Raw genomic sequence first — 10,656 nt, forward strand, 5'->3', positions numbered from 1 at the left:
GCGCGGATCACATCGACATGACCATAGGTGACGGGATCGAACGACCCCGGATAGAGCGCGACGCGTTGCATGAAGCATTGCTAGCGAAACCGCGCCCTTTCCGCAACGCCGAAGGCCCCGAAAAGCCTTTGCGACTTTCGACCCGGCGAAGCCGGAACCGGAGTATGGATCAGTCCGGCAGCTCGTCCACCCAGACCCTGAAATCGCGAACGGCGTTCTGGCCGAAGAAATGAACCAGCGGCACATCCGCCGCGTCGCGGCCCTGCGACATCAGAATCCGGCCCATGCGGGGGGCATTGTTGCGCGGATCGAAGACCCACCAGCGACCGCCGAGATAGACCTCCATCCAGGCGCAGAAATCCTGCTCCGCATAGGGCTTCGGCAGGCCGACGTCGCTGATGTAGCCGCTGCAATAGCGCGCGGGAATATTCAGCCCCCTCGCGAAGGCGATGGCGAGATGGGTATAGTCGCGGCAGACGCCGATGCCCTGGGCATAGGCCTGCGCGGCGGTGCGGGTCGGATCGGCCTTGTCGTAGCCGAAGTGGATATGGTTATGGACGAAATCGCAAATCGCCTGAACCCGCGCCCAGCCCGGCGCCGTGGACCCGAACAGCCGCCAGGCCTCGTTGGAAAGCAGGTCGGTTTCGCAATAGCGGCTGCCAAGCAGGAATTCCAGCGTATCGGGCGGCAGGTCCGCCACCTCGTGCTGGATGGCGCTGGAATTCACCGGATCATAGGCGCGGGCGGCGTGGAAAACCGCGTCGGAGGTGATGCGGATGCGGCCGGGCGGCGCGACCAGCCTCGTGCAGAGATTGCCGAATCCGTCGGTGTAGGTATGCAGCGGCACAGCCGGTTCGGTGCGCAGATAATCCGGCTGTTCGAGTTGCGCCGACTGGCGCTGGTGAACGTTGAGCAGGCAAATAAGGGGGCAGACCGCCGGCGTTCCGTAAGTCATGTCGAAACCGATACGAATGCGCATGAGAATTCCTGACCCGGATTTGTTGGCGAACGATGTTTCGCCGGGCGGCTCGATCTCTTCGCCGCCGCGCGCTATCCAAAAGCGAAACATGGTGGAAATGCGCGCGACTGGGCCGCGCGCCCTGATTTCATCATAGGTCACGAGCCCCTCGTCGGCAAACGGCTGCTTGACGAAGCGTATATTTCGATATTTATAGAAATATGGAAATTAATCAGGCTGTCACCGCCCTTGCGGCTCTGGCGCAAGCAACCCGGCTCGACATTTTTCGTCTGCTGGTCCGAACCGGGCCGCCCGGCCTGCCCGCGGGGGCGATCGGGGAAAAGCTTCAAATGGCGGGCGCGACCCTGTCTTTTCACTTGAAGGAGCTGAAACAGGCCGGCCTCATCCATCCGCGCCGCGACGGGCGGAGTCTGATCTATGCCGCCGATTTCGCCGCGATGAACGCCCTGCTGGCCTTTCTCAGCGAGAACTGCTGCCGGGACGACCCCTCCGCGCGGTCCAGTTGCGCGCCTTTTGCCGGCATGACGAAGACAGAAGACGAACCAGGAAAATGAACAGTTCAAGCGACATGGGTCAAAAAACCTTGGCCCGAAAATTTTTGGCCGAATTTCTGGGGACCGCTTTTCTGCTGGCGACGGTGGTCGGGTCGGGAATCATGGCCGAAAGACTTTCCGGCGGAAACGTCGCCGTCGCCCTGCTCGGCAATACTTTGCCGACCGGCGCCATGCTCGCGGTGTTGATCGTCGTGCTCGGCCCGGTTTCGGGCGCCCACATGAATCCAGCGGTCAGCCTCGCCTTCGCCTTGCGCGGGGAGCTTTCGCGGCGCGCCTTCGCGCTTTATCTGCCGGCGCAATTCGCCGGCGCGCTGCTCGGCGTCGTCGCCGCCCACGCCATGTTCGACTTGCCGCTGTTGCAGGTTTCCGCGCATTTGCGCGCCGGGCCCGCGCAAAGCCTATCCGAGGCCATAGCGACCTTCGGGCTGCTGCTGACGATTTTCGGCTGTGTTGCGCGCGCGCCGGCGACGACGCCATTCGCGGTCGGTCTCTATATCGTCGCGGCCTACTGGTTCACCGCCTCGACCTCTTTCGCCAATCCCGCCGTGACGCTGGCCCGCGCCTTCACCGAAACATTCTCCGGCATCGCCCCGCAAAACGTCGGCGCTTTCGTTGCGGCCCAGATCGCCGGCGCGCTTGCCGCGCTGGCGGTCGCGCCTCTGCTCTGGCCGCGCGAACAGACGTCGGAAAAGCTCAGCTATTGAGTTTCCAGGCGTCGCCGACGTGGCAGGCTGTGCCCTTGGCCGTCTGCGGACGGCCGTTGATATAGACCGTGTGGGTGAAGTCGCGGCAGTCGCCGCCGGCCGCCGCCGGCGCGATATAGCCATAGGAGCCGTCGTCGCCGCGCCAGGTCTTGCGCTCGCCGCTGGTCACCGCGGCCAGTTCCGCGTTATTGGCGGCAGTCCTGGCGCTGGCGGTAAGGCTTTGTCCCAGCGAGCCGTTGGCGAGGCCCATGTAGGGCGCCGGCGGCGCAACGACAGCGGCGGCCTTGGGCGTTTCGCCCGGAGTCGAGGCGCACCCTGCCAGCGAAGCGAAAACAGCGAGAGCGAAACCGGCGCGCGCCACAGAAAACACAGCAATACCTCCAAAAATCTCGGCCGACGCCCCTTGAGCGCGAATTCGGTGGCACCTTAGCGTTTGACGCTATGCCGCGAAAGACAAAGTCGACAAAATTTCGCCAGTGTGTTTTTCGGGTCGCTCCAGTGATTTTTATGTCGCGCCGCGTGCGGGCAAGCCGCCTCGAGCCATGCGCCCCAAAACTAGTTTTTCGCAGCGACGACGATTCCCTCCCGGCGTCGCAGCCAGGCGGCGTCGAGCAGCATCTGGGCGGCCCATCGATAGACGTTGCGCTGGCGGATCTGGTCGCGCATCAACCGGATGCGGTTGCCCTGTTCCTCGGGCGGCATGCGCAAGGCGCTGGCGAATCCTTCCGCCATGCCGTGCGTGTCATAGGGGTTGATGATCAGCGCCTCTGACAATTCGCGGGAAGCTCCGGCGAAACTCGACAGGATCAGGACGCCCGCATTGTCGTCGCGGGCCGCGACGAATTCCTTGGCGACGAGATTCATGCCGTCGTGCAGGCTCGAAACGACGCACATATCGGCGGCCCGGAACAGTTCGAACACCTGATGCGGTTCGTGGTGGCGAATCACCAGCTGGATCGGCTTGCATCCACAGCCTTCGTACCGAGCGTTGATTTCCTCGGCCAGTCGAACCGCCTCCGTTTGCAGCGCGCTGTAGGCGTCCAGTTTTCCACGCGTCGGCGCCGCCACCTGAAGCAGCACGAACTTGCCGCGCCATTCCGGCTGCCGGCTCAACAGGTCGTCGACAGCCAGCATGCGGTCCAGTATGCCCTTGGTATAATCGAACCGCTCCACGCCGACGGCGATCCGCACGTCGTCGGGCAGGCCGAAGCGCCGTCGCACCGCGGCCCGGCATTCCGCGACCGGCGCCTGCGCGGCGAGCGCCGCGGGCGGCCATTCGATCGAAATGGGATAGGGGCGGATCAGCGTCTCATGGCCGCCCAGCGAGACCGAGGAGTTTTCGCGATCGATGCGGCTTTCCATGAAGCGGTCGGTCGCCTCGAGGAAATTATTGCAGTGAAACTGCGTGTGAAAGCCCAGGATGCTGCTGCCGAGCAAGCCATCCATGATCTCCTCGCGCCACGGGCAGATGCTGAAAGTCTCGGGGTTCGGCCAGGGGATGTGCCAGAAGGTGATGATCGTCGCTTTCGGCAGCCGCTTGCGGATCATCCGCGGCAACAGCGCGAAATGATAGTCCTGGACCAGCACGATCGGATCGTCGCAGGTCGCCTCCTGGACGACCGTGTCGGCGAAGCGCTCGTTGACCGCCTTGTAATGGATCCAGTCCTGCTCGCGGAAGTTCGGCCGCACGAAGGCGATGTGGCAGAGCGGCCAAAGCCCTTCATTGGCGAAGCCGTAGTAATAGCCGTCCTGCTCCTCCTCCGAGAGCCAGACGCGACGCAGCGTATAGGTCGGATCGGCGGGCGGAACGCGGATGCGGTCATGGCCGTCGACGGTTTCCTGGTCGGCCGAGCCGCTGCCGTGGGCGATCCATGTGCCGCCGCAAGCGCGCATCACCGGTTCAAGCGCCGAGACGAGCCCGCTCGCCGGGATCTGAAGCTGCACTTCGCCGTCGACGCGATTGTGGATATAGGGCTCGCGATTGGAGACGATCAGGACTTGCGCGCCCGGCATTTCGTCTTCCAGCAACTGGTGCAGGGTCTGGGGCGACCATTCGACGTGGATGCCGTTGGCAAATTTGCGTTCGACGCGAAGTTCCGTCAGCAGCGCGCTGATTTCCTTGCTGACCGGAAAGGCGCCTTGTTCGGCGCAGGGCGTCGGACCGCCGCGGCGGAATTCGGCGATGAAGCTGCGCATCGAGCGAGTCCAGCCGCGAGTCAGCGCCAGGACGACGGAGAAGGTCAGGAGAGCAAATCCCGCCGCGGCCCCGATCAGCGCCAATGTCGTGTAGAGGCGCGCCTTTCGCACACGCTTCTCGATGAAACTGAGATCGTGAATCACCAGCAGGTGGCCGGAGACCTTGCCCGCCACCATGGGAAAAATACTGACACGAAGCGTCCTGCCGGCGGCCGACAGCTTCGACTGAGTGTCCGACACTCCAAGCGGCAGGTTTCCGCATTTCAGGCTTGCCGGCAGGGCGCTGGTGGCCAGTTCCAGCTTGCCTGTCGCCGAACAGAATCCGAGCGCGAGAACCCGTTCGTCCTCGGCGATCCGGTCGAAGAACGGAACCAGGTTGGCGCCGGATTTGTCGCCGACGCTTGCAGCGACCTGGTCGTGGACGGCGAGAAAGACGAGGCGCGCGCGCAGCGCCACGTCGCGGCTCGCCCAGCCTTCGACCATGATCGAAGCCAGCACGGACATGGCGATGATGATGATCGCCGTTGCGCCGATTCCGATCATTGCGTAGCTCGCGGTCGGGGATCGCAGAATACGGGCGAAGCGCGATCTCCGGACGGCGGCGTCGCCTTTACTTGCGCGAGCGCCGCCGGTTCTCCCGGCCGTGATTGCCGTCATGCAGTCGCTTCCCTTCGCTTGCGCCGCCGCATCATCGATTCCGACTCTCGCGATGCGCCTCAACGTCGAGGAAAATAGCAAAAGGCAGGTCGTGATGCGTCGGGTCTGGCGGCAAATCAAATATCCGTCGTTGGTTGATCGTTACGCCAACACCTTGAGCGCGTCTGTCGTGCGCCCAAGGAAGACGATCATTATGTCCAAATAAAGGAGCGGCGGAGTTCTAGGCGCGAAGACTGCAGGCTCCGCACAATCATCGCTAGCTATCAAATATTCGCAGACGAAAGACGAGGACGGCCTGAATGTTGCAACCGCTCAAGCGTAGCAATACATGCGGCGCTACTTTGAGCCGACGCTTAGCCCACTTCGCGGGTCCGCAGGAACCGGGCAATCATTCCAGTTGCGAGGCTGGCAGGATCAGGATGGTGCGCAATCCGCCGAGCGGCGAATCGGACAGATCCAGTTTGCCGCCATAGGCCGAGGCCAGATCGGCGACGATGGAAAGTCCGAGGCCGGAGCCGGGTTTGCTTTCGTCGAGCCGCCGTCCGCGCCTGACGGCCTCCACGCGCTGACCGGGTTTCAGCCCGGGGCCGTCGTCGTCGATGATGACGCGGAAAAACGCCCGGTCACGCCCACCCGTCGGCAGAAGCTCCGCAGCGACCCTTACTTCGCAGCGCGCCCATTTGCAGGCGTTGTCGATCAGGTTGCCGGCCATGTCGTCGAAATCCTGCCTTTCGCCGAGAAAGCGCAGGTTTTGGGGACAATCGACGGCGAGATCGACGGCGGGATAGATCTTGCCAAAGGCGCGCGACATGGCGGCGAGCGCCGGAGCCGGATCGGTGGAAGCGCCAATCGCGCCGGCCCGCGATGCGGCGCGGGCGCGGTCGAGATGGAAGGAGAGTTGGTCGCGCATCAGTTCGGCCTGTTCGCCAACCTTGCGAGACAGGGCGGAATCCTCGCCGTCCGCCTCGTTGATAATGACGCTGAGCGGGGTTTTCAGCGCATGGGCGAGATTGCCGACCTGTATGCGCGCCCGCTCGACGATCTCGCGATTGGCGCCGATCAGCAGGTTCAACTCGTCGGCCAGAGGCGCGATTTCCAGCGGAAATTCCCCGGCGATCCTATCCGCCTGGCCCCGTCGCACCGCGATCACGTCCCGGCGCAGCCGCCGCAACGGCCGCAGGCCGTAACGCGCCTGAAAAGCCATGGCCGCCACCAGAAACAAAGCGAGCAACAGGAAGGTCACCCCAAGATCCACCTCGAATTGCCCGACCTGGCCGTCCACCGATTGCGTCGTCGCCGCCACCTGCACCAGAAACCGGCCCTGGTCGCCGGCGTTGATGACGCGCTCCAGCATGCGAAGCGGCTTGCCGTCTGGCCCATTGACGTCGCCGCGCCGCCGTCCGTCTTGCGTTGGCCCTGCCTCCGCGTCGGTCAGTTGCGGCAGGCGCGAGGCGAACAGCGAGTGCGAGGCGTGGATTTGCGGCGGGTCGACGTCCAGGCGCGTGATCTGCCAATACCATCCCGACAGCGCGAGTTCGAATTGCGGCTCGCCCAATTGTCCCGGCTCAGTCGCCGAATCTTCGCGCGGCGTGGCGATGTCGGCGACCAGGGCGCGCAGATAGACGCCAAGCTGATCGTCCAGCGCCGCTTGCGCAGTCTCGCGGTAAAGCGCCGACAGCACCAGGCCGGCGCAGGTCAGGACGACGATGCAGGCCAGCGCGGAAGACAGGAACAGCCGCGTCGCGATCGAGGTCGAGCCGAACCGCCACCTCATTTCAGCGCCGACGCGCGATCCGTGGCGCCTGGCTCCATGACATAGCCGAGGCCTCGCACCGTCTGCAGCACATCGACGCCGAGCTTTTTGCGCAGCCGGCCGATGAACACTTCGATGGTGTTGGAATCGCGATCGAAATCCTGATCGTACAAATGTTCGACGATCTCGCCGCGCGGCACCACCCGGCCGGCATGATGCATCAGATAGGCGAGCAGGCGGTATTCATGCGAGGTCAGCTTGATTGCGACGCCCGAGACCAGCACGCGGCCAGCCTTGGTGTCGAGCGTCACCGGTCCGCAGGTCAGCTCATTGGTGGCGTGGCCAGCCGAGCGGCGCAGAAGAGCGCGGAGTCGCGCCAGAACCTCCTCCAGATGGAAGGGCTTGGCGACATAATCGTCGGCGCCGGCGTCGAAACCCTGCACTTTTTCGCTCCAGCCGTCGCGCGCCGTCAGGATCAGCACCGGCATGGTCCGGCCGGCCTTGCGCCACGCCGTCAGCACGGAAATGCCGTCCAGTTTCGGCAGGCCGATGTCGAGCACCACGGCGTCATAGGGTTCGGTGTCGCCGAGAAAATGCCCCTCTTCGCCGTCCAGCGCCGAATCGACGGCGTAACCCGCCGCTTCAAGAGCGCCGACGAGCTGGCGATTGAGATCCTTGTCGTCTTCGATCACAAGCAGGCGCAAGTTTATTCCCTTTCGTCTTTTCCCTCGCGAAGGCTCGGCGTCGCGTTCGCTCCTGGCCCGGCCCCATCGGCTCCGCCGATGGGGACCGGCGTCAATGCGTGTTGAGCGCGCCGACGACCGCTCCTGTCGCAGCGTTCAAGAACACATGAACCACCCTGCCGTCAGGCCGCAGCAGAGTGATTTCGTAAATGTCCAGGTCTTTCCAGCGGCACAATTTACCCGACAGAGCTTCGGCATGGGCGAAAGCCGAAGCCTTGCGCATCAGGGCGAAAGGCTCCCGCAAATTCTGGCTGATGACGCGCTCGCGGGTTTCAGCCGAAGAATAGCAGGCGCGAGGACCTGGGGGACGCGGATCCATCGCGCGGACACGCTCGTCGGGCGCAGGGCCTGCGGGATCGGGCTCGACGTCGTAATAGCGCGGGCCATCGTAACGCGGGCCGCCGAAATAGGGTCCGCCGAAGCGCGGCCCCCAGCCGCCATAGCCGCCGAAGCGAAAGCCGTCCGCCCATGCGGCGCCAGAGCCGAGGGAGAAAAATCCGCAAAGGCCTATCAGCAATAGTTTCGCCCCGAATTTGGCCATGACGCAGATTGGCGTCTCCAGTCTGAATAAGGTGTGAACCGTCCCCTTCATGATGGCGCGACAAGGTTGCCGTGAGAAGAGCCATCCGCGCCATGAGAAGAACGGATTACCGTCGCGCTTTAGCCGCAATGGTCCGGTCACAATCTCCTCTGCCGCGTTTTCGCTGGGGAAACAATGGCGTCCGAGGAGGTCCGCGGATGAGGCTCAAGAAAAGTATTTTTTCGCGTTCGGCCTCCGCGCGGCTCAGCATCGCCGCGGCTGCTGGCGGGCTGGCCATCCTGCTTGCGCTCGGATTGGCGTCGCAGGCCGAAAAGCCGCCGACCGTCGCGTTCCGCATCACGACGCAGGAGGCGCCCGCCGCCCTGCGCTCCTATGCCTATTATCCGGAACAATTGGCGGCGCTGCAGAGCCTGGGGCAATTTCAGCCGATCGCCGACGCCGGCCAGAAGGCTGCTCCGCAGCCCGTGACGCTTGCCGACGCGGCCAAGCCGACTGCCGGGGAAAGCAAACGCCGCGCCGAGCCCACGGCGAAACTCCTCGCTGCGACGGCGGTTCCAGGACCGATTGTCGTCGCTCCATTCGTTCCCGTCGCGGCGGCCGCCCACGAAAATACGGTGAAAATTTTCGGCCTGCCGCTGCCTGGGGCGCCTAACCTTCCCGCCGCCGCCGAGCTTGGCGGCCACGTCGCCCGGCTGCAAGACACGGCGGAGCATTGGCGCGCGGCCGCCACCGATTTCGGCGGCAGGATCGCCAGCTTCTGGCGTTAACGCATAAGCGACGCAGCGACGCAGCGAAAAGCTTGCCGACGAGGCGCCTTCATGCCACCTATGGCCGAACGCCCCAACCGTGCGGCGACTGTTTGGCGGAGCCCGACGCGAGCGGAAAAAGGCGGGGCTGGAGGCTTGTCCGATCTGAAACCCTTGCTGAAACCTTTGCCGACCACTTTGATCGCCGCCTTGGCGCTAGGGCTCGCGGCGACGGTGGTTTCGTTGCGCGGAGATCCTGGTTTCGGCGCGGTGCGGCTCGGCCCCTGGACCTCCTTCCCGCGTCTTGGCGGCGCCGACATCGACCCCTATGCGCGCGCCGTCGTGGCGGTCGACGGCGTGCTGCCGCTCGGAACCGGGGAGGGCCTGGCCTTTGTCGCCAGTGAAGACGACAAGGGCCTGGCCCTCGAATCGCGTTGCGATTACCAGATTTCCGGCGCCATTTTGCCGGCCCGCTTCTGGACCCTGAGCGTCTATGACCCTGAGGGTCGCCTGCGCCGCAATATTGCCGGACGCTACGGCCTGACCTCCGCCGGCCTGCTGCGCTCCGCCGACGGCGGCTTCACCATCCATGCGGCCCGCGAGGCAAGGGGCGGCAATTGGCTGCCGCTCGGCGAACAAGGCCGCTTCGTCCTGGTGCTGCGCGCCTACGAGGCCGGCGCCAGTTCGCTAGCCAGCGCCTTCGAGGGCCTGATCATGCCGACCATTACCCGCGGCGACTGCTCATGACAGCTCTGCGATTTCGGCTCAAACACGGCGCCGACCGAGTTGTCGACCGAGCCATCGGCCTCATCCCCTGGCTGATTGCGGGTCTGTTCGGCGGCGTCGCCATTCATCTCATCTTGCTGCTCGCCCTGCCCCGCCTGGCGCCCGGCTCAACCTATCGCAAAGTGGCGCTGGAAGCGCCTCTCGGTCAGGTCGAGCTGCTGCCGCCAGCCGCGCCAGAGACGCCGGGACCGGCTTTCAGCGACCCTTTCGCCACCCTTGCCCTTTGCCGCTTCGACCTGACGCAAGGTCCATTGCGCCTGCGCGCCCGCGCCGACGGCGACCATCCCTTTGCGGTTTCGGTGCGCCTGGCCGACGGCACGATCATTTTCAGCGCCAACGACCGTCAGGCGCCGAAAGGGCGTTTCGACATTCTGATATTGACCCAGGCCCAGGCCGACGAGCAGGATTTACAGCGCGACAACGACGAAACCAGCGAGGCGGCTCCGCAAGATCAATTGCGGCTGATCTCGCCGGGAAAAAACGGCTTCGCTTTGGTTCGCGCGCTCAGTCTGCGTGAGGGCGATTATGATTCGGCGGCGGCGATGCGCTCGGCCATCGAATGCAGCGTGGAAAAGCCGGCGCCGTGACAAAGAGGCGCCTATGACGAAATAGTGAAAGCCTGTTCGCGGAAATGCTGTGGATTCAAGTTGTCGAGGGCTTTCTTCGCAGCTTGCGAATCGCTTAAGTCTTGCAAGATCTTTTACGAATCATGCGCGTTTCTTGCGGCGTGACCGCGGCGTGGCGGCGCCGGCGCGGCGGCGCTTTGGTGGCGCGTCGGAGTCCTCTTCGTGGCGTTGGTAGCGCACGCCGAGAAAAAAAAGGATTTGCGCCGAACCTTCAGGCTTGGGCGCCTGTGAGCGGCGGCGCGCCGCCTTTCGGATTGGAACGAATTGCCCCAAGACTCATATGTCCTCCCGCATTACCCGCCGCCCCCGCGCGGCGGCGGCCTGGCCAATAATCAAGGACGGATCGGTTAATACATAGCGTCAGTATCAGC

General features: G+C 64.3%; 13 protein-coding genes. 6 read left to right on the forward strand and 7 right to left on the reverse strand.

Annotation, left to right across the window (positions count from 1 at the left end; translation table 11 throughout):
* Positions 1 to 71: adenylyltransferase/cytidyltransferase family protein (locus ACLP2E_RS15115; protein ID WP_442466421.1), on the reverse strand; the 71-nt coding region annotated here is incomplete at its 3' end.
* 98 nt (positions 72 to 169) lie between these two features.
* A complete protein-coding gene (locus ACLP2E_RS15120) occupies positions 170 to 979 on the reverse strand; it encodes a transglutaminase-like domain-containing protein (protein ID WP_442466422.1) in 810 nt (269 codons plus the stop codon).
* A 200-nt stretch (positions 980 to 1,179) separates the two neighbouring features.
* Here ACLP2E_RS15120 and ACLP2E_RS15125 point away from each other — a divergent pair, with 200 nt between their 5' ends.
* Together ACLP2E_RS15125 and ACLP2E_RS15130 are read left to right on the forward strand one after the other, a co-directional pair.
* Positions 1,180 to 1,533 carry an ArsR/SmtB family transcription factor gene (locus ACLP2E_RS15125; RefSeq protein ID WP_442462599.1) on the forward strand — a complete coding sequence of 118 codons (354 nt, stop codon included), beginning with the start codon at positions 1,180 to 1,182 and terminating at the stop codon, positions 1,531 to 1,533.
* Complete coding sequence (locus tag ACLP2E_RS15130; protein ID WP_442462600.1) at positions 1,530 to 2,237, forward strand: MIP/aquaporin family protein; 708 nt, start codon at positions 1,530 to 1,532, stop codon at positions 2,235 to 2,237. The genes ACLP2E_RS15125 and ACLP2E_RS15130 overlap by 4 nt, the downstream gene beginning before the upstream one ends.
* On the opposite strand, the gene ACLP2E_RS15135 is transcribed toward ACLP2E_RS15130, so the two are convergent.
* Together ACLP2E_RS15135 and ACLP2E_RS15140 are read right to left on the reverse strand one after the other, a co-directional pair.
* Positions 2,227 to 2,607 (reverse strand): hypothetical protein, encoded by a 381-nt coding sequence (locus ACLP2E_RS15135; protein WP_442462601.1) that lies wholly within the window; start codon positions 2,605 to 2,607, stop codon positions 2,227 to 2,229. The two genes, ACLP2E_RS15130 and ACLP2E_RS15135, sit on opposite strands and share 11 nt — an antisense overlap.
* Positions 2,608 to 2,792: 185 nt before the next feature.
* A complete protein-coding gene (locus ACLP2E_RS15140) occupies positions 2,793 to 4,976 on the reverse strand; it encodes an alpha,alpha-trehalose-phosphate synthase (UDP-forming) (protein ID WP_442462602.1) in 2,184 nt (727 codons plus the stop codon).
* A 112-nt stretch (positions 4,977 to 5,088) separates the two neighbouring features.
* On the opposite strand from ACLP2E_RS15140, the gene ACLP2E_RS15145 reads away from it, so the two are divergent.
* Positions 5,089 to 5,295, forward strand: coding sequence for a hypothetical protein (locus ACLP2E_RS15145; protein ID WP_442466420.1), 207 nt, complete (start codon positions 5,089 to 5,091; stop codon positions 5,293 to 5,295).
* Positions 5,296 to 5,478: 183 nt separating this feature from the next.
* Here ACLP2E_RS15145 and ACLP2E_RS15150 read toward each other — a convergent pair whose 3' ends face one another.
* The 3 genes from ACLP2E_RS15150 to ACLP2E_RS15160 all read right to left on the reverse strand — a co-directional run bounded on the left by ACLP2E_RS15150 (position 5,479) and on the right by ACLP2E_RS15160 (position 8,127).
* Positions 5,479 to 6,864, reverse strand: a complete 1,386-nt coding sequence (locus ACLP2E_RS15150) for a sensor histidine kinase (protein ID WP_442462603.1) — start codon at positions 6,862 to 6,864, stop codon at positions 5,479 to 5,481.
* Positions 6,861 to 7,547 (reverse strand): response regulator transcription factor, encoded by a 687-nt coding sequence (locus tag ACLP2E_RS15155; RefSeq protein ID WP_442462604.1) that lies wholly within the window; start codon positions 7,545 to 7,547, stop codon positions 6,861 to 6,863. The genes ACLP2E_RS15150 and ACLP2E_RS15155 overlap by 4 nt, the downstream gene beginning before the upstream one ends.
* A 91-nt stretch (positions 7,548 to 7,638) precedes the next feature.
* A complete protein-coding gene (locus tag ACLP2E_RS15160) occupies positions 7,639 to 8,127 on the reverse strand; it encodes a PepSY domain-containing protein (protein ID WP_442462605.1) in 489 nt (162 codons plus the stop codon).
* Positions 8,128 to 8,324: 197 nt separating this feature from the next.
* On the opposite strand from ACLP2E_RS15160, the gene ACLP2E_RS15165 reads away from it, so the two are divergent.
* From ACLP2E_RS15165 to ACLP2E_RS15175, 3 genes are all read left to right on the forward strand, one after another.
* Complete coding sequence (locus ACLP2E_RS15165; protein ID WP_442462606.1) at positions 8,325 to 8,894, forward strand: hypothetical protein; 570 nt, start codon at positions 8,325 to 8,327, stop codon at positions 8,892 to 8,894.
* 135 nt (positions 8,895 to 9,029) lie between these two features.
* Positions 9,030 to 9,620: a DUF1214 domain-containing protein gene (locus tag ACLP2E_RS15170; RefSeq protein WP_442462607.1), complete on the forward strand. Its 591-nt coding sequence runs from the start codon at positions 9,030 to 9,032 to the stop codon at positions 9,618 to 9,620.
* On the forward strand, positions 9,617 to 10,246 hold the full coding sequence (locus ACLP2E_RS15175; protein WP_442462608.1) for a hypothetical protein: 630 nt from the start codon (positions 9,617 to 9,619) through the stop codon (positions 10,244 to 10,246). The genes ACLP2E_RS15170 and ACLP2E_RS15175 overlap by 4 nt, the downstream gene beginning before the upstream one ends.
* Positions 10,247 to 10,656 lie beyond the last annotated feature (410 nt).

The organism is Rhodoblastus sp. (genome assembly GCF_052145335.1).
Lineage (GTDB): Bacteria > Pseudomonadota > Alphaproteobacteria > Rhizobiales > Beijerinckiaceae > Rhodoblastus.